Origin of the sequence: Pseudomonas sp. IT-P2, assembly GCF_949767575.1 — a bacterium.
In the GTDB taxonomy this organism is placed as follows: Bacteria; Pseudomonadota; Gammaproteobacteria; order Pseudomonadales; family Pseudomonadaceae; genus Aquipseudomonas; species Aquipseudomonas pharyngis.
Genome location: NZ_CATKQA010000011.1, coordinates 451,305 through 474,121, shown reverse-complemented (window position 1 = coordinate 474,121; position 22,817 = coordinate 451,305). Strand labels below are relative to the sequence as shown.

Genomic DNA, 22,817 nt, shown 5'->3' with positions numbered 1-22,817 from the left:
GACCCGATGAAACTGAACAAGCAAAACCTCAACCGCCTGGCCGCCGAAGTGAAGCTTCCGGCCTACAGCCTGAGCGAAACCCGCCAGGGCATCGCTCACATTGGCGTCGGCGGCTTCCATCGCGCGCATCAGGCGTATTACACCGACGCGCTGATGAACACCGGCGAAGCGCTGGACTGGGCGATTTGCGGCGTCGGCCTGCGCGCCGAGGACCGCCGTGCCCGCGATGACCTCAAGGAGCAGGACTACCTGTTCACCCTGTTCGAACTGGGCGACAGCGACGACACCGAAGTCCGCGTCATCGGCGCGATCCGCGACATGCTGCTGGCCGAGGACAGCGCCCAGGCGCTGATTGAAAAACTCGCCGATCCGCAGATCCGCATCGTCTCGCTGACCATCACCGAAGGCGGTTACTGCATCGACGACAGCAACGGCGAATTCATGGCGCACCTGCCGCAGATTCAGCACGATCTGACGAACCCGCAACAGCCGAAAACCGTGTTCGGTTTCCTCTGTGCGGCGCTGGCCAAGCGGCGTGCGGCGGGCACTCCGGCGTTCACGGTGATGTCGTGCGATAACCTGCCGCACAACGGCGCGGTGACCCGCAAGGCGCTGCTGGCCTTCGCCGCGCTGCTCGATCCGGACCTGCACGACTGGATCGACGCCAACGTCAGTTTCCCCAACGCCATGGTCGACCGCATCACGCCGATGACCAGCACCGCGCATCGCCTGCAACTGGCGGACAAACACGCTGTCGATGACGCCTGGCCGGTAGTCTGCGAACCCTTCGTGCAATGGGTGCTGGAGGACAGGTTCGTCAACGGCCGCCCGGCCTGGGAAAAGGTCGGCGTGCAGTTCACCGACGACGTTTCACCCTACGAAGAGATGAAGATCAAACTGCTCAACGGCAGCCATCTGGCGCTGACCTATCTGGGCTTTTTGAAGGGTTACCGCTTCGTTCACGAGACCATGAACGACCCGCTGTTCGTGCGCTACATGCGCGCCTACATGGACCTGGACGTAACCCCGCAACTGGCGCCGGTGCCGGGCATCGACCTGACCGAGTACAAGGACACGCTGGTGGCGCGGTTTTCCAATCAGGCGATTGCCGATCAGCTTGAGCGTGTTTGCTCGGATGGGTCGTCGAAGTTTCCCAAGTTCACGATTCCGACGATCAATCGGTTGATTGCCGATGGACGCGAGACCAAACGCGCGGCCTTGGTGGTGGCGGCTTGGGCACTTTACTTGAAGGGCGTGGACGAGAATGGCGACACTTACTCGATTCCGGATCCTCGGGCGGCGTTCTGTCAGGGGTTGGTGGCAGAGGATGCTTTGATCACTGAGCGGTTATTGGGGGTTGAGGAGATTTTCGGGGTGGCGATACCGCGTTCGCCAGAGTTTGTTGCGGCGTTCGAGTGGTGCCTGAATAGCTTGCGTGAAGAAGGCGTGACACGAACTCTGGAAAAAATTCTCGTCGCCTGATCGTTCCCACGCTCTGCGTGGGAATGCAGCCCGGGACGCTCCGCGTCCCATTCAACAGCGGACGCAGAGCGTCCATTGAGGCATTCCCACGCGGAGCATGGGAACGATCTTTGTGGAGAGCATATGACAACCCAGCAACTCTTCCTCGGCATCGACTGCGGCACCCAAGGCACCAAAGCCATCATCCTCGACGCCACCAGCGGTCAGGTGTTGGGCCAGGGCGCCGCCGCCCACACGATGATCAGCGGCGCCAACGGCCGTCGCGAGCAAGACACCGCGCAATGGCTGGAAGCCTTCGCCCTCGCCACCCGCCGCGCTTTACTGGCGGCGAATGTCGACGGTCAGTCAATCCAGGGCATCGGCGTTTCCGGCCAGCAACACGGCCTGGTGCTGCTCGACGATCAAGGCCAGGTCCTGCGCCCGGCCAAGCTCTGGTGCGACACGGAGACCACACCAGAGAACGATCAACTGCTCGCTCATCTGGGCGGTGAGCAAGGTTCGCTGGAACGCCTCGGCGTGGTCATCGCGCCGGGCTACACCGTCTCCAAACTGCTGTGGACCAAGGAACAGCATCCGGATGTGTTCGCCCGCATCGCGCGAATCCTGTTGCCCCACGATTACCTGAATTTCTGGCTCACCGGCCGTGCGTGCAGCGAATACGGCGATGCGTCCGGCACCGGCTATTTCAACGTGCGCACCCGCCAGTGGGATCTGCAGCTGCTGCGCGACATCGACGCCAGTGGCCGTCTGCAATCCGCGCTGCCGGAGCTGATCGACGCCCATCAAACGGTCGGCACGATCCTGCCCGCAATCGCCGAACAACTGGGCATCAACCCCGGCGCGCTGGTGTCCAGCGGTGGCGGCGACAACATGATGGGCGCTATCGGCACCGGCAATATTCAGCCGGGGGCGATCACCATGAGCCTCGGTTCTTCCGGCACGGTGTACGCCTACGCCGAAGCGCCGAAGGTCAGCCCGGACGCGTCGGTCGCGACCTTCTGTTCGTCGAGCGGCGGCTGGCTGCCATTGATCTGCACCATGAACCTGACCAACGCCACCGGCGCGATCCGCGAGCTGTTCAACCTCGATCTCGACGCGTTCAATGCCTTGGTGGCCCAGGCTCCGATCGGCGCCGAGGGCGTGAGCATGTTGCCATTCCTCAACGGCGAACGCGTGCCGCCCCTGCCCCACGCCACCGGCAGCCTGCACGGCCTGACCATCGATAACCTGACCCAGGCCAATCTGTGCCGCGCCGCCGTCGAAGGCACCACCTTCGGCCTGCGTTATGGGCTGGATCTGTTGCGCCAGAATGGTTTACAAAGCCGCAGCATTTGCCTGATCGGCGGCGGCTCGAAAAGCGCGGTGTGGCGGCAGATCGTCGCCGACATCATGAACACCCCGGTGATCTGCACCGAGCAGAGCGAAGCCGCAGCCCTCGGCGCGGCGATTCAGGCGGCGTGGTGCAAATCGTGGTCGAACGGCCACGAAGACACCCTGGCCGATCTGTGCCAGCGCTGCGTGAAGCTCGACCTGAACAGTGAAACCCTGCCGGTTGCCGCGAATGTCGCGGCCTTCCAGCAGGCCTATGAACGCTATCGACTGCATGTCGCAACCTTATAAAGAGCAAACAACTATGTACCTGGTGTGTGGCGAAGCACTGTTCGATTTCTTCAGCGAAGACGATGCCGGCGGACAGGCATCGAAAGTCAATTTCAAGGCGATTGCCGGTGGCTCGCCGTTCAACGTGGCGGTGGGTTTGCGCCGTCTGGGCGTTGATTCGGCGCTGTTCGGCGGGCTGTCCACCGACTACCTCGGCCGACGCTTGCATCAAGTGCTTCGGGATGAAGGCGTACGCCCGGACTATCTGGTGGATTTCGCTGCGCCGACCACCCTGGCGATGGTCGCGGTGGGTGCCAACGGCTCGCCGCATTACAGCTTCCGGGGTGAAGGCTGCGCCGACCGTCAGCTGAGCCTGACCCATCTGCCATCGCTGGGCCCGGAAGTGCGCGGTTTGCACTTCGGTTCGTTCTCGCTGGTGGTGCAACCGGTTGCCGATACCTTGCTTGCGCTGGTGCAACGCGAAAGCGGTAAACGCCTGATCAGCCTCGACCCGAACGTGCGCCTCAACCCCGAGCCGAACATCGACCTGTGGCGCGAGCGGATCGCCACGCTGGTGCCGTTGGTGGACCTGATCAAAGTCAGCGATGAGGATTTGAACCTGCTGTACCCCGAGCAGGATCCACAGCGGGTCATCGAAGGTTGGCTGCAGCATCGCTGCCAAGTGGTGTTTCTGACCCGTGGCGGTGAAGGTGCAACAGTCTTCAGCCGCGCTCACGGCTCATGGTCGGTGCCGGCAAGCTCGGTGAAGATTGCCGACACCGTCGGCGCTGGCGATACCTTCCAGGCCGCGTTGATCACCTGGCTGACGGAGCACGAGCTGGATTCGGTGGAAGGCGTGCAGCACCTGAGCCGCGAACAGATCGACGGCATGCTCAGGTTTGCCGTACAGGCCGCCGCCCTTACATGCAGTAAAACAGGTCCGGATTTGCCTTATCGCCACCAGTTGACCTGACCGCGTAGACTGGCGCCCTTTTTTTTACGACGGGATGACGGCTTTTGAATTCGGGGCGCACGGTTGGACTCTTGGTATTGGCGGCACTGTTGACCGGTTGCGGAACATCGCCACCGCGTTCACCGGAAAACCTCTGCGAGATTTTCCGCGAAAAGAGTGATTGGTACGACGCGGCGCAAGTCACGCAAAAGCGCTGGGGTGTACCGATCCAGGTGCCGTTCGCGATCATGTATCAGGAGTCCGGCTACCGCTATGACGCCAAGACGCCGCGCAAATACCTGTTGTGGGTGATCCCGTGGGGCCGGGTTTCGACGGCCTCCGGCTATGCACAGGCCAAGGATGAAGTCTGGTCCGACTACCAGAAAAGCACCGGTCGCTACGGCGCCGATCGCGAAGACTTCGACGACGCCATCGACTTCGTCGGCTGGTACATGGACAAGACCACCTCGATCAACGGCGTGTACAAGTACGACGCCTACAACCAGTACCTCAACTACCACGAGGGCTGGGGTGGTTTTCGCCAGAAGACCTACGCCAACAAGGCGTGGCTGCCGCCGGTGGCGCGCAAGGTGCAGAACCGCTCGGACATGTACGGTCAGCAATACGCGGCGTGCAAGGATGATCTGAATCGCGGGTTCTGGAGCCGGTTCTGGCATTGGCTCTGACCTTCGGTGCCCTTTAGGACGCCATCGTGGGCAAGCCCGCGATGGCGTCAGTTCAAACACCGCCGACCTGTGGGTTACAACACCGAAAAGTTGTAACTCACAATCAACCGGGTCTCATCCACATCCCGGGCGAACTTCTCGTAGTTGGTGCGATAAGTCGCATTACGCAACCGCAGGCTGACATCCTTGAACGTCCCGGTCTGAATCACGTATTTCAACTCGCTGTCACGTTCCCACTCTTTGCCTTCCTGATCGCTGCCCGGGACCTTGATGTGATCGCCGTTCACGTAGCGGGTCAGGAAACTCAAGCCGTTGATGCCGATCGCCTTAAAGTCATAGTCGTAACGCAACTGCCAGGAACGTTCCTGGGCGGCGGCGAAGTCGTTGACCTGCACGTAGTTCACCAGGTACGGGTTGCTGCCATCCAGATACGGCATCGAGTTGTCACCGTTCATACGCTGCCAGCCAGCGCTGAAGGTGTGACCGCTGATGCCGTAAGACAGCATGCCGCTCAACGCGCGGTTGTCGATTGAGCCCGCTTTCGCATCGCCGCTGTCGGCGCTTTTCAGCAAACGCAGATCGGCTTTCAGCACACCGTCACCCAGCGGCTGATTGGCCAACAGACCCACGAAGTGCTGGCGATAGATGTCTTCCAGCTCGGCGTAGTGGTACTGCGCGGTCAGGCGATCGTTGATCTTGTAGTCGAAGCCGTACATGTCGAAATGATCGGCGGTGGTGTTGCAGGCATAGCGCTTGTTCTTGCAGTGCACGCGGATGTCTTGCGAATCGGTCGAATCCCGGGCGGTGTATTTGTCCAGACGCGCGGCCATGAAGGTCAGGTCCTTCACCTCTTTGGAGGTCAGCATCGCACCGTTGAACATGGTCGGCAGCAGGCGACCGTCGTTGTACTTGAGCAACGGCAGATCCGGCAGCAGCGCGCCGTATTTCAGCACCGTATCCGAGACTTTGACCTTGGCGGTCAGGCCCATCTTCGCGTACTGACCTTTCGAACCGCGCGGGTCGCCGCCGCTGGACGGCAACAGGCCGCTGTTGCTGCGGTCCGGGCTGGAATCGAGCTGGAAACCCGCCATGCCCAGCGCATCGATACCAAAACCGACGGTGCCTTCGGTGTAGCCCGATTGCAGATTGAGAATGAAACCCTGCGCCGACTCTTCGCGCTTGGACGCGCCCTGATCACTGGAGGTGTGCCCGTCACGGAAATCGCGGTTGAAGTAAACCGTGCGCGACTCGATCTTCGCCGTGGTGTCTTCAAAAAAACCGCTGGCCTGGACCTGCGCGGTAAAACCGGCGCACAGCACAAAGGCTCCGAAGCCAAGCGACTGGCGCGGGGTGATGAGGGGAAATGGGGGACGCATTGAAAACTCCAACAGAACAACGATTGCGCACAGGCGCAAACAACCAGAAATAGCTCCCGTCCCGGACCAGTGAAGAACCGGGAGGCAGTGAACACGCGGGGGTGAACGGCAATGATGGCAGATGGCTTTGACGTGCTACAGGCGACTTTAGTCTGAAACTGACTGGTTGTTCCCGGACGCGGTATTCGGCGTTCGCGACAGATTGGTCCGTCCGCAAGTGCCTGTTTTACTGGGCCAAACCGTGGGCCTAAGGGTTTTCCCTATGGGTTCTGACCACTGCCTCTACGGCATTTGCGCCTTGAACGAGGCGGTTTAATCCTGCACCATCCGCCCACGCTAATCCAAAGGACGGAAATAAAGGCATGCTGGACGCCAACGCTACCCACATTACCCTCACGCTCGAAGGCGCCTCCGCCGACCTGCAAGTCCTCAGCTTCACCGGTCGCGAAGCCCTCAACGAGCCGTTCCGTTTCGACATCGAACTGGTCAGCGCCCGTCCCGACCTCAACCTTGAAGAACTCCTGCACAAGCCTGCCTGCCTGACCTTCGGCGCCACTGGCGAGGGCAAGATTCATGGTCTGGTGTATCGCATCGAGCAAGGCGATTCCGGCAAGACCCTGACCCGCTACAGCCTGAGCCTGGTACCGCAACTGGCCTACCTGCGGCACAACCATGACCAGCAGATCTTCCAGCAACTGACGGTGCCGAAGATCATCGCCCGCGTTCTGGAAGATCGCGGCATCCTGGCCGATGCCTACAGCTTCCAGCTCGGCGCCGAATACCCGGAACGCGACTACTGCGTGCAGTACGACGAATCCGACCTGCATTTCATCCAGCGCCTGTGCGAGGAGGAAGGCATTCACTTTCACTTCCAGCACAGCAGCAGCGGCCACAAACTGGTGTTCGGCGACGACCAGACCGTGTTCCGCAAACTGAAACCGGTCAACTACCAGCAAGACTCCGGCATGACCGCCGACAAACCGGTGATCAAGCGCTTCAACCTGCGCCTGGAAACCCGCACCAGCCGCGTCAGCCGCCGCGATTACGATTTCGAGAAATCGAAGATCCTGCCCGAAAGCGCGGTCAAATCCGCGTTCATGCCGGACCTGGAAGACTACGACTACCCCGGCCGTTTCACCACGCGCGAGCGCGGCAAGTTCCTCTCGACCCGCGCGCTGGAACGCCATCGCAGCGACTACAAACTCGCCGAAGGCAAAGGTGACGAACCGACCCTGACCAGCGGCCACTTCATGACCCTGGCCGAACACCCGCGCGCCGAATGGAACGATTTGTGGCTGCTGCTGGAAGTCTTCCACGAAGGCAAACAGCCGCAAGTACTGGGCGAAAACGTCACCAGCGACGTCACCGACAACAAGAGCGATTTCCACCAGGGCTACCGCAACTCGTTCGTGGCCACCCCGTGGGACGCCCACTACCGCCCTGCCCTCGAACACCCGAAACCGAAAGTCCTCGGCAGCCAGACCGCCATCGTCACCGGCCCCGCCGGCGAAGAAATCCACTGCGACCAGTACGGCCGCGTGAAAGTGCAATTCCACTGGGACCGCGAAGGCCAGGCCGACGACAAAACCACCTGCTGGCTGCGCGTCGCCAGCGGCTGGGCCGGCGCAGCGTACGGCGGCATCGCCATCCCACGCATCGGCATGGAAGTGCTGGTGACCTTCCTTGAAGGCGACCCCGACCAGCCATTGGTGACCGGCTGCCTGTACCACAAGGAAAACGTCGTCCCCTACGACTTGCCGGCGAACAAGACCCGCAGCACCTTCAAGACCCTGAGTTCACCAGGCGGCAAGGGCTACAACGAGTTCCGCATCGAAGACAAGAAAGGCGCGGAACAGATCTACATCCACGCCCAGCGCGACTGGGATGAAAACATCGAGCACGATCAGAAGATTCGGGTTGGCAATGAACGGCATGACACCGTTGAAGCCAATGTTTTAAGTGAATTCAAGGTCGAGGAACACCGCATCACCCACCTGGATCGCAAGAGCGAAATGCGCGCCAACGATCACCTGACTGTCGGCGTGACCCAGCATGTGAAAGTTGGCACCGGTCAGTTCGTGGAAGCGGGCACGGAGATTCACTACCACGCTGGCGAAAAAGTCGTGATCGAAGGCGGGATGGAACTGACGGCGAAGGCTGGCGGCAGTTTCATCAAGGTCGATGCGGGTGGTGTGACCATCAGCGGTGCGGAAGTGAAGGTCAACACCGGCGGTGCGCCGGGTGTGGGCTCAGGCATTCAGATCCTTGTGCCTTTCATCCCTGGCTTGGCCGCCCTCGACAAGGCCGGACGCTTGATGCAAACCCGGCTGAATCAAAAGATCGAGGCTGAATCGCTGGCCGTAGTGCCGAAGCTGAAGGCGCCGAAAGGCATCTGCGTTGAGTGCCTGAAGAAAGCCATGCGGGAAAAACTGGCCCTGCAATCGGGAGCCAATTGATGACGAAGGACGACGCAGCGAAAGCCTGGGTAGAGGCGCATAAAAACGCACAGTCGAGATTCGCAATCGTTGAAGCGGGCCTGCTCTCCGAGCCGGCTCGACAGCAATTCCTCAAATCCGATCCGTCACGCCGCCCCTTGATGCTTCAATCGGAATTCGCCGAATTGCGCAACTACGGCCCATGGCTCGTGGACGTCAGCGACATGGAATTCCAGGCCTTTCTCGCCCACGAATACTTCACCGGCTGCACCGCCATGGCCAGCTGGATCCGCACCGACTGCCCTGCCGACAAACTCGCGGCGCACCTGAGCGATGCCTTGCTGGCAAAAAATGAAGCCGGCGAAGTCCTGATGATCCGCAGCTACGCCCCTGAAGTACTGCCGATGCTCCACGCCCGCGACGATCTGTCCTGGCATGCCTGGCTTTTCGGCCCGTTGCAGGAGTGGTGGGTGCCAGCGGCGGATGATGAGTGGCAATGCTTCAAAGGGCTTAACCTGGAAAAGCCGGGCAAGTACCAGCCGATTTTCCTGGACGCAAAGTTATGGAAGGACATGGAGGTCGATCCCCTGCCCTACAACCTGACCACCGAACTGGAAAAAGACGCGCCAGAGGTATTCACCAGTAGCTGCCATGGCGACCGGTTGAACCAGGTCAAGCAGGCGCTGGACGCAGGTCGCGCAGAAGGCTTGTCGGACCCGGAAGACGTCAGCCTGTTTGCCAGCCTGCAATTGATGGACCCCGAGTTCCCGGCGAATTGGCCGATGTGGGGAAAAGCCAAAGAGCGGGCTGTTGGGGAGAAGTTGCCGCTTGGGGTTGTGATGAGGGAGTTGTCTGAATGAGTCAACAATTTTCCGTAGAAAGCCGATTGGTGAAAAAGAGCCTTGGAAATTTTCAATGTCGTTAAGCCTGAATAATTTGAATCAACGCAGATGGAAGAACCGAGCCTTAGCTATCGGCATCCTTATTATTGCTGTCCCTTTTTTAGCATTTTTCATTTATAGCCAAAACCGAATGCCCGGCGCGGCGTTGACGTCTCATAACTATATGGACAGACCTGTCGGTAGCTACTGGGTAAATGATAACTGGGGTGGAAACGGAGGCGTCACCTGCTGCTGGGACATATCCGGAGAAAATGCCAAATTAGTTTGGATCCTGAGCATGTCAAAAGCTCAGGAGGACCAGGGCATGAAAATAGAGAGACATGAGGCTCTGTTGCCCCTGCCAAAACGTAAAGCCGGAGACGATACATTGCACGTCTATTTTCTCCCCGAAAACAAGATTGAGCTTTTGTGGTCTGCCACGACCCTGGATACGAGGTACGCTCCGGAAAACTCAGCAAACCCTCCATCTGACGGACCAGGAAGTCATCCATGAGCACACCAAAAAAATTGTCTGATGCACAAGCTATCAGCGCGCGTTCAAACACGGACACGGTGGGTAAGAAGAGTTCGGTATTGCCCTGTGAAGGAACTCTTCACGTAGGATTTTTTTTTGACGGCGTCAGTCGAAATCTCGAGAATGACTTAAGAGAGGACCGAGTTACGAATATTGGACGGCTTTTTCTTGCCTATCCTCATGAAAAGACGGCTGCGCCCTCCGACCCAGCCAACCAGTATCATAAATTCTACATATCCGGGCTCGCTACATCTTTCGACGCTACTTTAGGAACAAACGCAACTACCAGTTCCGCCGACCTCAATGGCGCAGTGAGTAAAGTCAAGGATGATGTCTCAAAGCTGCCTAAGGATAACGCTACAGAAGCGGCTGTCGATGTTGGCAAGGACCTTTTGACGGGAAAAAACTGGTGGGAAAACCTCACGAACAATATAAGACCGAAGAATATTATTTCCACGATTGCCACAGCAGCAGCAAAAGCGTCAGTCGAAGGTATCTCGCCGGTCCGTGACGACGAAGTTGTTTTTAGCTTACTCAAAACTGGTGTGGATACTCGATTAGAAGCCGCAACAAATCGATTCGAAAAACTCGTTGAAGATGTGAAAAAGGCAAATCCGATTTCGATCAAGAAAATATCTGTGTCGATATTCGGATTCGATTATGGCGCAACACTGGCGCGAGCCTTTGCTCATAAGATATTCGAAGCGTGCGATCCTGGTACTACTACCTACAAAGGCGCAAAACTTGAAGTTATCTTCGCGGGTTTGTTCGATGCGGTCGATAGAAGCATGGAAGCATCTGTCGTTCTTGATTTTTTGCTGCCAATCTCCAATAAAGTCGATGACGGAGAGTGTCTGCCGGGCCCTGTAAAATCAGCCCTTCATCTAGTTGCTGCTCATGAATGCAGGGATAACAGGCGTGCTCGACTGATTGGCACTGGATCACTCACCCCGCGCTGGGAAGAGCGCTTGGTTCCAGGAACAAGTTTTGATGTAGGGGGAGGACTAAAAAAAGACAGTACCCCTCACAGTCGCGAACTACACATGGCAGCTCTGCACGATATGTACCGCGCAGCCTACAGTGCCGGAGTTCCCTTCCCTTCGATGGCAAAGCTCCAGGAAAAAGATAGATACGTGTCCAGTTTCTTCGAGTTACACGACCACATTAATGGCACAAGCGCCATTGAGGCGAGTAATCGATACATTTCCAAGGCTGGCAATAAAAAAGTTTCTGCCGATGCCTTTCTCGCCCATCGTCGTCTTTATATTCAAAGACTTCGCGGACTGTGGGAGTTGTACAGTGAGCAACACCGTGCTTATTCCGAGGAAGAAGAGCGTTTGGAGCGACCGGTTTTTGGTGAAAATGGATCTTTCAAGCGCATGTTGGGAATGGGTAGCGAAACCGAAGCTCAAGCCAAAAAGCGTGATACGTCTCTAAAACAGACACGTGAGAGCAAAGAAAGTCTTCGCGCTGAGCTTGGTTGGCTTGAGGAAGTTGATAGAGAAGCCAAACGTCTTCGCATCGGACTTGCTTCGAAATCAGAAAAGGCATTATTGGATGAATGGTTTGCCCCGCAACCAAAGGGCCTCAGCTTCGACATCGAAGATCTTCTGGAGCTCTATCTGAGTGATAGATTCATGATAAACAATATGACGCAATCCCCGAGCACAATAAAATATTTCCTGGTTCGAGAGTTCGATATTCCTGATTTGACAAAGACTAAAGGAATGTCGCCAGACTACATGGAGCAAACGATACGTAAGCCATCGACGCAATCGTCAGGCGCTTAGAGTCGAAGTAAGGATAGTCTAAGGTTAGGCTCAAATTGCCCCCTGACAGACTAGTTTGGATATCTTTGATTTCATAAATGATCCAGTCCCGGATGAAGAGCCTCGCCTTTAGCTCATCGAAAGCCTCCAACAGCATCACGGGCAGATAATGCTTCTGCCCGTGAATACCAGGCCGCTTTTCAAACCATCAAACCGGCGCCTGCCAGTTCAACATTTTCTGCTGCGCAACCTGCAGCAAATCACTGCCATCCTGCGTCAGCAGGTACAGCGCATGGGTGATGTGGGGAATGTCCTGGACGTCGGCGTGTTTGAAGCACAGGCAGTGCAGGGTTTCGAGCAGGTCGCTGGCGGCGCGGATGCGTTGCACGGCGGCTTCGAAGAGGTCTTTCGGGTTGGCTTGGGTGTCGATGACCAGCGGTGCGCTGTCAGTGACGCCGCTGTTGAGCGGGAGATAGCGGGCGGAGCTTAATTTCAGGATTGGCATTGGAATTACTCGATTAGGTTGTAAGTAACCGCCGACACCGTGACCAAACGATGGGGAGGCGGACTGTGCGCAGGCTTGGTCAACCGAGAACAACCCAACTCAGCACGCCCGAAGGCGACCCTGCACACAGCCGCCACTGCAATGCACTTCGAGGACATAGATGTCCACGGAGCGAATAATGGCACACTTGTGAGGGCTGTTATTTTAGGTGACCAAACCTAAGCCGCTGATTTTGCAGCGACGCCAAACCATAACCGCCCCGCTCCAGCCCCCGAAAGCAGACAAGGCATCCACCCTTGTAGGAATCCGCCGAGACTCCCCCGCGAAACAATCCCCGCCCAGACAGCCGGCGTTCAGCCCGGTTAACCATCGCTTAACGCCGCGGTCAAAAACTCTACTGAACCGCACGCCCTCAGCCCTTGGCTGACGCCGAGTGCGGCAGGTTTGGCTGGCAATCCGCCGAACTCCATTTCCGTCGCACCGGAGTCCATCATGAACATTTGTCCGTTCCTGCTCACCACCGCCCTCGCCTGCACCGCGTTTGCCGGGCTGGCCCAGGCCAATGACACCTCCAAGGCTGTTCCCTATGAATACGGCATGCCGCTGCATGTCGCCAAAGTGGTTTCCCTGACCGAGCCGCAGACGCAGGAGTGCAAGGTCATCACCGCCGACATGAAGTATCTCGACAACACCGGCAAACCGGAAGAAATCAGTTACCGGAAATTATCTGACGCATGCAGCTTCCAGAACTGACAGAAAGCTCTGATTTGCGGCTTTGCGGTAGGCGAGCACGGGTCTCGAAGAGTATGCTCGGGGCCCTCCTCACTGCCGCAAGGATTCGCCATGCAGTTGTCGTTTCGCACGCTATCGACCCTCACCTTCTCTCTGTGTTTTCTGCTTTCCCTTGCATGGGGCCTGGCGCCACAAGTGTTACTGGCGATCTGGAGCATCGAGTATTCGGAGGCAGCCGGATTCGTCGCACGGCGCAGCGCGGTGCTGTTTGCGGCGTTGGGGGTGATGTTTTATCTGGTGCGCAACGCGCCGGTCTCGATCGCACGCAATGCGCTGAGCAACGGCTTTATCGTCGGCTGTTTCGGCCTGGCGGTGCTGGGGTTTGCTGAATGGCTCAACGGCCACGCCGGCCCCGGGATTCTGCTCGCGGTGCTGGTCGAGTTCGCGCTGGGCCTTGGCTTCTTGCAGGCCCGGCGCGTGACGGTCGAACTGGGTGAAACAGTCGGTTAGACGACTCGGGATCGCGGCACTGAATGATGGGTTGCCGTTTGTTGCGCAAGATCCGAGCGCAACCCGGCGATCAGGCCGTTGATTTCGCGACAGCTGTTCAAATGACTGGCATCGATGCCACTCACCTGCAGCTCAACCTGATCGGTCTGGTGATCGCCATACACTTTGACGGTCATCGACAGATCCGGGGACAGCGTGCACTGGCAGCGTTTCGGTAGAAAACTGCTTTCAATGATGTTGCGGAGTTCCAAGGCAGACAGAAACATGGCGAAACCTCTCCTTACTGTGAGACTGCCAATCAAGTATTCACGTCGACCGTTGCCACGGTTCCCACGGGTGTGTCCCCGCTGAATCCTTGGGTTGTGACAAGCGGCTGTACTGCGAAATGCCCATTGGAGTGTAGGCGCCCGAACTCGGTGCGCTGCACCAAATCAACGCATAAAACGTGCCTTTCATCAGGTTGCATTCACCTCCTTGCAAATCAATGGCTTGGCGAAAAGGCAGGCCACTGGCCAGTTGCAAAATGCAAGATTCGCTCGTGCATGCACTGCAATTTGCAAGCGATCGGCTGTTTGCATTCATTGGCCGTGACAGTGAGAATGCCCGTCAACCAACGTACACCCGCCAGGAGGCTTCAATGGGAAATTTCACCGTCCGCGCGACGGCCGGCCTGATGCTCGCCAGCCTGTCCACCCTCACCCACGCCGCCAAACTTGAAGACACCGCGCCTTATCCGAAGGTCGAAGCGGGCTTCACTCGCCAAGTCATCCACCTGCCGCAGCAGGCCCAGGAAGAAAACTTCAAAGTCGAAATCCTCGCTGGCAAGACCCTCGAAGTCGACTGCAACCGCCAACGCCTGGGCGGCACCCTCGAAGAGAAAAACCTCGAAGGCTGGGGTTATCCGTTCTACCGCCTGGAAAAAGTCAGCGGCCCGATGAGCACGCTGATGGCCTGCCCGCCCGGCACCCAGAAAAAGCGAGCGTTCGTGCCGGTGATCGGTGACGGTTTCACCGTGCGCTACAACAGCAAGCTGCCGATCGTGATTTACGCACCGCAGGACGTCGAAGTGCGCTTCCGCATCTGGTCGGCCTCGGACAAGATTGGCGTGGCAATACCCGAATAATCTGCAAAGGAGCCGCAGCCTTGATTACCTGCCACGTCAGATACGTCATTGACCCCTATCAGTTGGACGCATTCGAGGCCTACGCCAAGACCTGGCTCGGCATCGTCGAACGGCTGGGAGGAACGCATCATGGTTACTTCCTGCCCTCGGAAGGCGCGAGCAATATCGCGTATTGCCTGTTCAGTTTCCCGTCGCTGGCAGATTACGAAAGTTATCGCCACATCGCTCTGACCGACCCGGAAAGCACGGCACTGGTAGCCGATCTGGTCGAAAAGAAGTTCATCATCAGCTACGAGCGCAGTTTTCTTCGCCCACTGCTGCCCTGAACGCTTCAACGCCGTTGGCAACTGCCAACGGCTGATAGCTGATAGCTGCGCAACTTGAAATTCCGACTCATCTGACCAAGGAAGGAATACCTGATGTCCATCGCCCTGCCCCTCACCGCTTTGATCGCCTTTGGCGGCTATACCGTTTCCGTGATGCTTCAGGCCGAACAGTCGCTGATCGACTTCGGCATCAGCCTGATGTCGCGGCCCGACACGGCGCAAGTGGTGATCGACCTCTACCTGCTGGCGACCCTGGCCGGCATCTGGATGTACAAGGATGCGCGCAAGCGTGGGCAGTCGGGCTGGTCGGTGGTGCCGTATCTGTTGCTGACGGCGGTATTTGTTTCGGTCGGGCCGTTGTTGTATCTGGTGATCCGGGGTCTGCAGGATCGCAAGCGCCCGGCCGCCGTCAATTCGCCAGACGCCTGAGCCCGAACAGCATCCCGCCCGCCCCCAGCAGCATCGCCGCCAGAAACAACGGATACGACACCCACCACGGCGTCCCGGCGGTCATCATGCTGAACTCCGACATGCCGCCGATGCTCGCAATCAGGTTGAGCGGCAGGAACACCACGTTGATCAGCGTCAGTTTGCGCAGCAGGTTATTCATGCTGTTGTTCATCAGGTTGCCCCGGGCGTCGATCAGCCCGGAGAACACCGTCGAATAGATTTCCGCCTGCTTGTAGCACTGATTGTTTTCGATGATCAGGTCGTCGATCAGGCCGATCGATTCGCTGCCGAAATGCTGTTTTTCCGCGTGATTGCGCAGCCGCGTCAGCACCGCGCCGTTGCTGTGCAGGGCGTTGATGTAATAGATCAGGCTTTCGCTGAGGTTGAACATCTGCACCAGATGCTGGTTTTGCATCGAGGCGTTGAATTTTTGCTGCAACTCCCGGGCGACCAGTTTGATCACCTTCAGATGCCCGAGGTAGTGATGGATGTTGTTGAACAGCAAGTCCAACAACACATCCAGCGGCGTGTTCAGTGGCTGACGTGTACCGACACCGTGCAGCGGCGTGTCGTCCGTAGCGATCACCAGCAACTGGCCCGGCGAGAACAGCAAGCCGCAGGACGAAACCTCAAAAGCCAGGCTGCCACCGCCGGAATAGTTTTCCGGGCGTTTCCAGATCAGAAACAAGTGGTCGGGGTGAAACTCGATCCGCGACACCTCGTCCGGATCAAGCGCCGAGGCCAGCGCGTGTTCATCGAGTTTGAAGTGACAGTGCAGCAAGTCGCGCTCGGCAGCGTCCGGGTCGCTGAACAGCATCACCTCGGCGTCCAGCCGCTCGACCCGCTGCAAACCGCCGTGATTGAGTGCAAAACTGTTGATCATCGGCCGGTCACCAGGCCTGACCGCGGCGTTTCAGCTCAAGACGCCGCACGAACTCTTCCAGTACCAGCGAATACAGGTCGTCCTGCAGGTAGGCGTCTTCGATGCCGGCGTCGAGGTTCGGGTTGTCGTTGACCTCGATCACCACCACCTTGTCGCCGGCCTGTTTCAAATCGACGCCATACAAGCCATCGCCGATCAGGTTGGCGGTCTTCACCGCCAGTTCCACCACCGCGCGCGGCGCTTCGTGGATGGCCAGCGTGCGGCATTCGCCGTTGACATCCTGACCCTTGGCCTTGTGGTTGTAGATCTGCCAATGGCCCTTGGACATGAAGTACTGGCAGGCAAAGATCGGTTTGCGGTTGAGCACGCCGATGCGCCAGTCGTACTCGGTGTAGAAAAATTCCTGGGCCAGCAACAGCACCGAGTGTTCGAACAGCTCGGCGGTGGCTTCCAGCAAGGCCTGCTGGCTCTCGACCTTGATCACGCCACGGGAGAAACAACCATCAGGGATCTTCAGCACCAGCGGAAAACCGAGGCGCTCGCCGACCCGTTCGAAGTCTTCGGGGCGCTCCTTGTAGAGAATTTCCGTAGCCGGCATACCCAGTTGATGGCTGTTGAGCAAGTCGGTGAGGTAGACCTTGTTGGTGCAGCGCAGGATCGACGTCGGGTCGTCCATCACCACCAGCCCTTCACTTTCGGCTTTTTTGGCGAAGCGATAAGTGTGGTTGTCGACGCTGGTGGTCTCGCGGATCAGCAGGCCGTCGTACTCGGCCAGCCTTGCGTAGTCCTTGCGTTCGATCAGCTCGACATCGATGCCCATGCCCTTGCCGACCCGCACGAAGTTTTCCAGAGCGCGGGCATTGGACGGTGGCAAGGCTTCCTGCGGATCATGCAGGATCGCCAGGTCATATCGCGCTACTTGCGGCGAACGCGGTACACGCCAGATCTTGCGACTGAAGCCGTCCAGCGCATTGGCGAACTGATCTTCCTGATCGTCGCGCAACTTGTGCAAGGCGCCAGACTTTATTCCTTCGATGTGCCAGCCGTTAGTTCGACGAAACTCAACTAACAGAATCGGACACGGAAATACTTCAAACAATTGCCGGGCCAGATCCTGCAACGGCTCGATATGGGTTCTGCCGAAATAAAGTGTCAGCGTAAAACCTTCAGTGTCGCTGTAGAGATGATGGCTGAGGGCTTTTTCCAGGGTTTTATCCAGGTCATCCAGTGCCAGGCCATAAAGAGATTTTCGGGTCAGCTCGCTGATGGTGCGTACCGACGGAATCACCTTGTGCCCTCGGGCTTCAGCCAGCAGAGAGCAGTAGTAACCGTGGCCCAGGTACTTGTAGCTGCGGCAAAGGTTGATCACCTGCACCCGTTTTCCCGGCTCGCTGTCGGGGGGCTGTTCGAGGTATTCCTGGGCCGTCAGGATGTCTTCGCTGGGGAAATACGAGGCCCAGTCTTCCTTGCGTTCGACGATGATCAACACTTGACTGGAAGTTCTGATCTGCGGTTTTAAATAAGTTGCCGATGGCAAACTTTGACTGGATACTTCGCGCCAATGACCCTGTACCGCTGACATAGAAATTGATCCGTTGGAGAACAAGACCTTTTCTATTAAGCACGAAGTTTTTCGAAAGTCCCGTTTCGTTACGCAACTTTTACGGTGGTCATATGAATGCTGTTTTTCGGCTGGCGGTCATTGAGGATTTGCCAGCGTTGCTCGCGCTGGAGATGCACTGTTTCACCACGGACCGGCTCACCCGCCGCAGTTTCCAATGGATGATCACCCGGGCCCACGGGCAATTGTGGGTGGCCGAACGCGAGGGTCAACTGGCCGGTTATGCGCTGGTGCTGTTTCATCGCGGCACCTCGCTGGCCCGCCTGTACTCCATTGCGATTGCCCCCGAGGCACGCGGCGGCGGTCTGGGAAAACAATTGCTGCAACAGATCGAGACCTGCGCACTCGAGCACGACTGCGCCTACCTGCGGCTGGAGGTGCGCACCGACAATCCCACCGCCATCGCCCTGTACGAGCGCAACGGTTACCGGCGCTTTGCGCTGATCCATGACTACTACGAGGATCACGCCGACGCGCTGCGCCTGGAGAAACGCATTCTCCAGCACCGCGACTCACGCAACATCAAGGTCCCCTATTACCGACAAACCACCGACTTCACTTGCGGCCCGGCCTGCCTGCTGATGGCCATGAGCGCGTTGCAGGCTGATCGTTTGCTGGAGCGGCGCGAGGAATTGCAGTTGTGGCGTGAGGCAACCACGGTGTTCATGACGGCTGGTCATGGCGGTTGCAGCCCACAGGGTCTGGCACTGGCAGCGTGGCGCCGGGGTTTTAAAGTGCGTTTGCAACTGAGCAAGAGCGGGCCGCTGTTTCTCGACGGAGTCCGTGATGCGCATAAAAAAGACGTCATGCGCCTGGTCCATGACGAGTTCATGACGCAATTGAACGACACCGATGTCGATCAGGTCATCGGCGTAACGCTGGATTTACCCACACTGCTAGCCAACGGTGGCCAGCCCTTGGTGCTGATCAGCAGCTATCGGCTAACCCGTTCCAAGTCGCCGCACTGGGTGATCGTCACCGACTGCGACGAAGACTTCGTCTACCTGCACGACCCGGATGTCGATCACAGCCAGCATCGCCAGCCCATGGACTGCCAGCACGTGCCGGTCAGCCATGGGGAGTTCGAGAAAATGTGCCGCTTCGGTCGTGGAAAATTGCGGGCGGCGGTGGTGCTTTACGCTCGCTCACCCGCGTGAAGGGTTCATTTGAGTCCGATTTTGTACAGCGAGCCGTCGGACTCATCGGTCAGCACATACAGGTAACCGTCCGGCCCCTGACGCACGTCACGAATCCGCTGTTTCAGTTCGCCCAGCAAGCGTTCTTCATGCACCACCTTGTCGCCGTCGAACTGCAAGCGGATCAGCTCCTGCGTCACCAGCGCACCGATGAACAGATTGTGCTGCCACGGCTTGAAGCGGTCGGTATCGTAGAACGCCATGCCAGTGACGCCCGGGGATTTTTCCCAGACATGGTGCGGCCCGACCGTGCCTTCGGCGGTCTTGCCCTTGGCTTCCGGGATCGGTTGCATGGAGTAGTTGATGCCGTGGGTCGCCAACGGCCAGCCGTAATTTTTGCCGCGCTCGATGATGTTCACCTCGTCGCCACCGCGTGGGCCGTGCTCGTTTTCCCACACCGTTCCGGTCCATGGATTGAGCGCGGCGCCCTGGGGATTGCGGTGGCCGTAGGACCAGATCTCCGGGCGTACGCCGGACTGGCCGACAAAGGGATTGTCATCGGGCACCTTGCCGTCGGGGTAGATGCGCACGACCTTGCCTTGCAGCTTGTCCAGGTCCTGCGCGGTCGGGCGGTCGTTGTTCTCGCCCAGGGTGATGAACAGATAACCGTCCCGGTCGAACACCAGCCGCGAGCCGAAGTGATTGCCGACCGACAGTTTCGGCTCCTGGTGGAAGATCACATTGAAGTCCTTCAGGGTTTTCAGGTCATCCGACAGGCGCCCACGCCCCACCGCCGTTCCGGCCTTGTCACCCGCACCGCCGCCCTCGGCATAGGACAGGTACACGAGGCGATCCTGTTTGAAATCCGGTGACAGCACCACATCGAGCAATCCGCCCTGCCCCTTGGCCCAGACGTCCGGCACACCGGTGATCGGCGCAGACAGCTTGCCGTCGGCATCCACCACGCGCAGGTTGCCGGGGCGTTCGGTCACCAGCATGCCCTGGCGATCAGGAAGGAAGGCCAGGGCCCATGGGTGCTCGAGGCCCTGGGTAATCGTTGTGACTTCAAGGGTGCCCTGCTCGCTTTGCAGTTCTTTGGGAGCGGCGGCGAACGCCGGGGCGGTGATCAGTGCACTGGCACACAGGCCGGCCAGAAGGTTTTTACGCAACATGCACGATTCCTTTTGTTCGTTTGAAGGGCTGACAGAAGCGGTTCTGCCATTCAACGGTTGCTCCCGCTGTCACGGGCTGGAGGGTTGGGGATGAAGGTGGGTGGCGTGCTCGGCACGGAGCGCAGCGGCTGGCCATTGCCGATACCGCGATTTTCCAGGGTCGGTGGACGCGGCACGGGAACGGTGTTCGGCCCGCGAACGGGCGGAGTGCTGGGCTGGGTGCCCTGCATGCTGTTGGGGTTCGCCCGGCGGATCGGGCTGTTGTAGGGGTTGTTGCTGTTGCCGGTCGGACTTTGTGCCAGCAACAGCGATGTATGGCTTATTGCGCCATCGGCGTGAACCAGCCCGCCACTGAGGGCGAGCAACGCAATGCCAAGCAGGAAACGGTTCATGAACGGCCTCTTTCGGTGCGCAGGGACTAGAGCCTTCGAGTCCACGCTACGCCGTGGGTTCGCATTTGTTAACCCGTCACCGCTAAACAAGATGTAACACGGCTTGACCTGACGTTTAGCGGCACCCAGCAAACAACGGAAACTTTTACGCCGGGCCACGGGTCACCCGAACATCACTCGGAGAACAGCACATGGCTCGGGCAATCTGGAAAGGCGCAATCAGTTTCGGTCTGGTCCACATCCCCGTGGCGCTGGTCTCGGCGACGTCATCCCAAGGCGTCGACTTCGACTGGCTCGACAGCCGCAGCATGGACCCGGTCGGCTATAAACGGGTCAACAAGGTCACTGGCAAGGAAGTCACCAAAGAGCACATCGTCAAAGGTGTTCAGTTCGAAAAAGGCCGCTATGTGGTGCTCAGCGAAGAAGAGATCCGCTCGGCACACCCGGTTTCGACCCAGACCATCGATATCTTCGCCTTTGTCGACAGTGAACAGATCCCGCTGCAGAACATCGACACGCCCTATTACCTGGCTCCGGACAAGCGCGGCGGCAAGGTCTACGCCTTGCTGCGTGAAACCCTGAGCAAAACCCGGAAGGTCGCCCTCGCCCGAGTGGTTTTACATACGCGTCAATACCTGGCGGCGCTGATGCCTCTGGAGTCGGCGCTGGTGCTGGTGAAGTTGCGCTGGCCGCAGGAAGTGCGCAGCCTGGACGAACTTGAGCTGGGCAGCGAAGTGACCAAGCCGCAACTGGCCAAAGGCGAACTGGACATGGCCAAACGGCTGGTGGAAGACATGACAGCGGACTGGACGCCCGAGGATTACAACGACGAGTTCGAAGACAAGATCATGGCGCTGGTGGACAAAAAGGCCCATGAAGGCAAGATCGAAGACGTTGAGACCGTCTCTGCAGAAGAAGAGCGCAAAACCGCAGATGTTATCGACCTGACCGAACTGCTCAAGCGCAGCTTGGGCGGAAAAGCTCCGGCCAAACCGGCGAAGAAGACCGCCAGCAAGACAACAGCGGCGAAGAAAACCAAAAAGGCCTCATGAAAATGAAATCGGGCGACTGTCTTTAACAGTCGCCCGATTCGTCAGATCAAGATGAAGATCGCCAGCAGACCGCCGAAGATCGCCCACTTTTCCATGTAGTAGAGTTTGCGATTGCGCTTTTTGAGCTCTTTTCCGCGCAGGCGAATCTTGTAGATTTTGGTAAATAACCGGTTGATGCCACCGGTGCGGTCACCCGCATCGTTCGGCGCACCGGCCGCCGACATCACGGTGCGGCTGAACCAGCGGTTGAACGCCGCCGCCCAGCGATACTTCATCGGGCGCTCGATGTCACAGAACAGGATGATGCGGTTCTGGTCGGTGGTGTTTTCCGCGTAATGAATGAACGTCTCGTCGAACATCACCGCTTCGCCATCGCGCCAGTGATAGTTCTCGCCATCGACGTTGATGTAGCAACCGGCGTCGTTCGGCGTTTCCAGGCCCAGGTGATAACGGTAGGAACCGGCGTACGGGTCGCGGTGACGCACCAGTTTCGAGCCCGGCGGCAGCTCGGCGAACATCGCAGCCTTGATCGAGCCGATGCTCTGCACCAGTTCGGTGGTGCGCGGGCACAGTTGCAGCGCCGACGGGTGGCTGTCGCCGTACCACTTCAGGTAGAAACGCTTCCAGCCGGTCTTGAAGAACGAGTTGAAACCGACGTCGTCGTACTGGTTGGAACGTTTGATTTCGCCGGCGCGCAGCAGGTTACGACCTTCTTCACGGATTTCTTCCCAGTGGGTCTGCAACGGAGTCAGATCGGGAAAGTCCTTTGGATCAAGGTAAGGCGTGTTGGGCTTTTTCGAGAACAGATAAAGGAAGCAGTTGATCGGTGCAAGGAACGAAGAGTGATCGCTCAGTTGACGACCGAGTTTGTGGCGTACGCGACCGCGCAGGTGAACGTACGCAATGGAAATGACATATACAGCGGCAATGATGAGTTTCACGGAAATCGTCACACGTCAGAAGTGAACAAACTGCGCGCCTTTCGGGCTGTGGCCCAAGGTCTGTGGCAGTGGTCTGAAATCAAAAAAAACGTCCCGGTGGCGCATCCTTGAGCCCATGCCGGACAAGGCATTGGGTGAATGGATGGCATTTTAGCCACAGTTTGTAACCAATAGTGAACCTTCATCTGTGAAAAACTGTCTCGCGATTGCGCCAAACGGCAATCGGAATGTCACCGCCCTATCGTTTAAAGAGCCAGAC

24 protein-coding genes are annotated in these 22,817 nt (G+C 58.3%); 15 read left to right on the top strand and 9 right to left on the bottom strand.

Annotation, left to right across the window (positions count from 1 at the left end):
* Positions 1-6 precede the first annotated feature (6 nt).
* From ACM6JM_RS08975 to ACM6JM_RS08960, 4 genes are all read left to right on the top strand, one after another.
* Positions 7-1,482: a mannitol dehydrogenase family protein gene (locus ACM6JM_RS08975; protein ID WP_414881689.1), complete on the top strand. Its 1,476-nt coding sequence runs from the start codon at positions 7-9 to the stop codon at positions 1,480-1,482.
* Positions 1,483-1,605: 123 nt separating this feature from the next.
* Entirely contained in the window at positions 1,606-3,102 is a 1,497-nt protein-coding gene (gene xylB / locus ACM6JM_RS08970) for a xylulokinase (RefSeq protein WP_414881688.1), read from the top strand.
* Positions 3,103-3,115: 13 nt separating this feature from the next.
* A complete protein-coding gene (locus ACM6JM_RS08965) occupies positions 3,116-4,054 on the top strand; it encodes a carbohydrate kinase family protein (protein ID WP_210709190.1) in 939 nt (312 codons plus the stop codon).
* A 44-nt stretch (positions 4,055-4,098) separates the two neighbouring features.
* Positions 4,099-4,719, top strand: coding sequence for a hypothetical protein (locus tag ACM6JM_RS08960; protein WP_414881687.1), 621 nt, complete (start codon positions 4,099-4,101; stop codon positions 4,717-4,719).
* 74 nt (positions 4,720-4,793) lie between these two features.
* Here the strand turns inward: ACM6JM_RS08960 and ACM6JM_RS08955 are convergent, their stop codons facing one another.
* Positions 4,794-6,095, bottom strand: coding sequence for an OprD family porin (locus ACM6JM_RS08955; RefSeq protein WP_085745754.1), 1,302 nt, complete (start codon positions 6,093-6,095; stop codon positions 4,794-4,796).
* Between the two features lie 362 nt (positions 6,096-6,457).
* Here ACM6JM_RS08955 and ACM6JM_RS08950 point away from each other — a divergent pair, with 362 nt between their 5' ends.
* From ACM6JM_RS08950 to ACM6JM_RS08935, 4 genes are read left to right on the top strand one after another with little or no spacing between them, the layout of a single operon-like run.
* On the top strand, positions 6,458-8,551 hold the full coding sequence (locus ACM6JM_RS08950; RefSeq protein WP_414881686.1) for a type VI secretion system tip protein VgrG: 2,094 nt from the start codon (positions 6,458-6,460) through the stop codon (positions 8,549-8,551).
* Positions 8,497-9,390 (top strand): DUF4123 domain-containing protein, encoded by an 894-nt coding sequence (locus ACM6JM_RS08945; protein WP_134333781.1) that lies wholly within the window; start codon positions 8,497-8,499, stop codon positions 9,388-9,390. The genes ACM6JM_RS08950 and ACM6JM_RS08945 overlap by 55 nt, the downstream gene beginning before the upstream one ends.
* Before the next feature lie 55 nt (positions 9,391-9,445).
* The gene (locus tag ACM6JM_RS08940) at positions 9,446-9,925 is read left to right on the top strand and encodes a DUF3304 domain-containing protein (protein WP_085667080.1); all 480 of its coding nucleotides are present in this window, start codon (positions 9,446-9,448) and stop codon (positions 9,923-9,925) included.
* Positions 9,922-11,736 (top strand): DUF2235 domain-containing protein, encoded by a 1,815-nt coding sequence (locus ACM6JM_RS08935; RefSeq protein ID WP_074690669.1) that lies wholly within the window; start codon positions 9,922-9,924, stop codon positions 11,734-11,736. The genes ACM6JM_RS08940 and ACM6JM_RS08935 overlap by 4 nt, the downstream gene beginning before the upstream one ends.
* Before the next feature lie 187 nt (positions 11,737-11,923).
* Here ACM6JM_RS08935 and ACM6JM_RS08930 read toward each other — a convergent pair whose 3' ends face one another.
* Complete coding sequence (locus ACM6JM_RS08930) at positions 11,924-12,220, bottom strand: hypothetical protein (protein ID WP_074690670.1); 297 nt, start codon at positions 12,218-12,220, stop codon at positions 11,924-11,926.
* A 362-nt stretch (positions 12,221-12,582) separates the two neighbouring features.
* Positions 12,583-12,720: a hypothetical protein gene (locus tag ACM6JM_RS08925; RefSeq protein WP_158248856.1), complete on the bottom strand. Its 138-nt coding sequence runs from the start codon at positions 12,718-12,720 to the stop codon at positions 12,583-12,585.
* Here ACM6JM_RS08925 and ACM6JM_RS08920 point away from each other — a divergent pair.
* The gene (locus ACM6JM_RS08920; protein ID WP_163975130.1) at positions 12,713-12,973 is read left to right on the top strand and encodes a DUF2790 domain-containing protein; all 261 of its coding nucleotides are present in this window, start codon (positions 12,713-12,715) and stop codon (positions 12,971-12,973) included. The two genes, ACM6JM_RS08925 and ACM6JM_RS08920, sit on opposite strands and share 8 nt — an antisense overlap.
* A gap of 90 nt (positions 12,974-13,063) precedes the next feature.
* The gene (locus tag ACM6JM_RS08915) at positions 13,064-13,462 is read left to right on the top strand and encodes a hypothetical protein (RefSeq protein ID WP_163975128.1); all 399 of its coding nucleotides are present in this window, start codon (positions 13,064-13,066) and stop codon (positions 13,460-13,462) included.
* Here ACM6JM_RS08915 and ACM6JM_RS08910 read toward each other — a convergent pair.
* Positions 13,459-13,728, bottom strand: a complete 270-nt coding sequence (locus ACM6JM_RS08910) for a DUF1652 domain-containing protein (RefSeq protein ID WP_039768222.1) — start codon at positions 13,726-13,728, stop codon at positions 13,459-13,461. The two genes, ACM6JM_RS08915 and ACM6JM_RS08910, sit on opposite strands and share 4 nt — an antisense overlap.
* Positions 13,729-14,099: 371 nt before the next feature.
* Here ACM6JM_RS08910 and eco point away from each other — a divergent pair, with 371 nt between their 5' ends.
* The 3 genes from eco to ACM6JM_RS08895 all read left to right on the top strand — a co-directional run bounded on the left by eco (position 14,100) and on the right by ACM6JM_RS08895 (position 15,340).
* Positions 14,100-14,585, top strand: a complete 486-nt coding sequence (gene eco, locus ACM6JM_RS08905) for a serine protease inhibitor ecotin (protein WP_103386123.1) — start codon at positions 14,100-14,102, stop codon at positions 14,583-14,585.
* A gap of 20 nt (positions 14,586-14,605) precedes the next feature.
* Positions 14,606-14,911 (top strand): NIPSNAP family protein, encoded by a 306-nt coding sequence (locus ACM6JM_RS08900; RefSeq protein ID WP_039768220.1) that lies wholly within the window; start codon positions 14,606-14,608, stop codon positions 14,909-14,911.
* Positions 14,912-15,001: 90 nt separating this feature from the next.
* Positions 15,002-15,340, top strand: a complete 339-nt coding sequence (locus tag ACM6JM_RS08895; protein WP_103386124.1) for a DUF2834 domain-containing protein — start codon at positions 15,002-15,004, stop codon at positions 15,338-15,340.
* Here ACM6JM_RS08895 and ACM6JM_RS08890 read toward each other — a convergent pair.
* Together ACM6JM_RS08890 and ACM6JM_RS08885 are read right to left on the bottom strand one after the other, a co-directional pair.
* Positions 15,321-16,244 carry a magnesium transporter CorA family protein gene (locus tag ACM6JM_RS08890; protein ID WP_103386125.1) on the bottom strand — a complete coding sequence of 308 codons (924 nt, stop codon included), beginning with the start codon at positions 16,242-16,244 and terminating at the stop codon, positions 15,321-15,323. The genes ACM6JM_RS08895 and ACM6JM_RS08890 overlap by 20 nt on opposite strands.
* Before the next feature lie 7 nt (positions 16,245-16,251).
* Positions 16,252-17,826 carry a RimK family protein gene (locus ACM6JM_RS08885; protein WP_074690672.1) on the bottom strand — a complete coding sequence of 525 codons (1,575 nt, stop codon included), beginning with the start codon at positions 17,824-17,826 and terminating at the stop codon, positions 16,252-16,254.
* 92 nt (positions 17,827-17,918) lie between these two features.
* Between ACM6JM_RS08885 and rimI the strand changes: the two genes are divergently transcribed.
* Positions 17,919-19,022 carry a ribosomal protein S18-alanine N-acetyltransferase gene (gene rimI, locus ACM6JM_RS08880; protein ID WP_103386126.1) on the top strand — a complete coding sequence of 368 codons (1,104 nt, stop codon included), beginning with the start codon at positions 17,919-17,921 and terminating at the stop codon, positions 19,020-19,022.
* A gap of 5 nt (positions 19,023-19,027) precedes the next feature.
* Here the strand turns inward: rimI and ACM6JM_RS08875 are convergent, their stop codons facing one another.
* Together ACM6JM_RS08875 and ACM6JM_RS08870 are read right to left on the bottom strand one after the other, a co-directional pair.
* A complete protein-coding gene (locus ACM6JM_RS08875; protein ID WP_103386127.1) occupies positions 19,028-20,173 on the bottom strand; it encodes a PQQ-dependent sugar dehydrogenase in 1,146 nt (381 codons plus the stop codon).
* 50 nt (positions 20,174-20,223) lie between these two features.
* Positions 20,224-20,565: a hypothetical protein gene (locus ACM6JM_RS08870; RefSeq protein WP_039768211.1), complete on the bottom strand. Its 342-nt coding sequence runs from the start codon at positions 20,563-20,565 to the stop codon at positions 20,224-20,226.
* A 191-nt stretch (positions 20,566-20,756) separates the two neighbouring features.
* On the opposite strand from ACM6JM_RS08870, the gene ACM6JM_RS08865 reads away from it, so the two are divergent.
* The gene (locus tag ACM6JM_RS08865) at positions 20,757-21,617 is read left to right on the top strand and encodes a Ku protein (protein ID WP_039768210.1); all 861 of its coding nucleotides are present in this window, start codon (positions 20,757-20,759) and stop codon (positions 21,615-21,617) included.
* A 41-nt stretch (positions 21,618-21,658) separates the two neighbouring features.
* Here the strand turns inward: ACM6JM_RS08865 and lpxO are convergent, their stop codons facing one another.
* Positions 21,659-22,558, bottom strand: coding sequence for a lipid A hydroxylase LpxO (gene lpxO, locus ACM6JM_RS08860; protein ID WP_039768931.1), 900 nt, complete (start codon positions 22,556-22,558; stop codon positions 21,659-21,661).
* Between the last annotated feature and the right edge of the window lie 259 nt (positions 22,559-22,817).

Excerpts from the sequence above, each read along its gene's own strand:
- ACM6JM_RS08975 (WP_414881689.1), top strand. The coding sequence starts at position 7 with ATGAAACTGAACAAGCAAAACCTCAACCGCCTGGCCGCCGAAGTGAAG.
- xylB (WP_414881688.1), top strand. The coding sequence starts at position 1,606 with ATGACAACCCAGCAACTCTTCCTCGGCATCGACTGCGGCACCCAAGGC.
- ACM6JM_RS08965 (WP_210709190.1), top strand. The coding sequence starts at position 3,116 with ATGTACCTGGTGTGTGGCGAAGCACTGTTCGATTTCTTCAGCGAAGAC.
- ACM6JM_RS08955 (WP_085745754.1), bottom strand. The coding sequence starts at position 6,095 with ATGCGTCCCCCATTTCCCCTCATCACCCCGCGCCAGTCGCTTGGCTTC.
- ACM6JM_RS08950 (WP_414881686.1), top strand. The coding sequence starts at position 6,458 with ATGCTGGACGCCAACGCTACCCACATTACCCTCACGCTCGAAGGCGCC.
- ACM6JM_RS08940 (WP_085667080.1), top strand. The coding sequence starts at position 9,446 with ATGTCGTTAAGCCTGAATAATTTGAATCAACGCAGATGGAAGAACCGA.
- ACM6JM_RS08935 (WP_074690669.1), top strand. The coding sequence starts at position 9,922 with ATGAGCACACCAAAAAAATTGTCTGATGCACAAGCTATCAGCGCGCGT.
- ACM6JM_RS08930 (WP_074690670.1), bottom strand. The coding sequence starts at position 12,220 with ATGCCAATCCTGAAATTAAGCTCCGCCCGCTATCTCCCGCTCAACAGC.
- ACM6JM_RS08920 (WP_163975130.1), top strand. The coding sequence starts at position 12,713 with ATGAACATTTGTCCGTTCCTGCTCACCACCGCCCTCGCCTGCACCGCG.
- ACM6JM_RS08925 (WP_158248856.1), bottom strand. The coding sequence starts at position 12,720 with ATGTTCATGATGGACTCCGGTGCGACGGAAATGGAGTTCGGCGGATTG.
- ACM6JM_RS08915 (WP_163975128.1), top strand. The coding sequence starts at position 13,064 with ATGCAGTTGTCGTTTCGCACGCTATCGACCCTCACCTTCTCTCTGTGT.
- ACM6JM_RS08910 (WP_039768222.1), bottom strand. The coding sequence starts at position 13,728 with ATGTTTCTGTCTGCCTTGGAACTCCGCAACATCATTGAAAGCAGTTTT.
- eco (WP_103386123.1), top strand. The coding sequence starts at position 14,100 with ATGGGAAATTTCACCGTCCGCGCGACGGCCGGCCTGATGCTCGCCAGC.
- ACM6JM_RS08890 (WP_103386125.1), bottom strand. The coding sequence starts at position 16,244 with ATGATCAACAGTTTTGCACTCAATCACGGCGGTTTGCAGCGGGTCGAG.
- ACM6JM_RS08885 (WP_074690672.1), bottom strand. The coding sequence starts at position 17,826 with ATGTCAGCGGTACAGGGTCATTGGCGCGAAGTATCCAGTCAAAGTTTG.
- rimI (WP_103386126.1), top strand. The coding sequence starts at position 17,919 with ATGAATGCTGTTTTTCGGCTGGCGGTCATTGAGGATTTGCCAGCGTTG.
- ACM6JM_RS08875 (WP_103386127.1), bottom strand. The coding sequence starts at position 20,173 with ATGTTGCGTAAAAACCTTCTGGCCGGCCTGTGTGCCAGTGCACTGATC.
- ACM6JM_RS08870 (WP_039768211.1), bottom strand. The coding sequence starts at position 20,565 with ATGAACCGTTTCCTGCTTGGCATTGCGTTGCTCGCCCTCAGTGGCGGG.
- ACM6JM_RS08865 (WP_039768210.1), top strand. The coding sequence starts at position 20,757 with ATGGCTCGGGCAATCTGGAAAGGCGCAATCAGTTTCGGTCTGGTCCAC.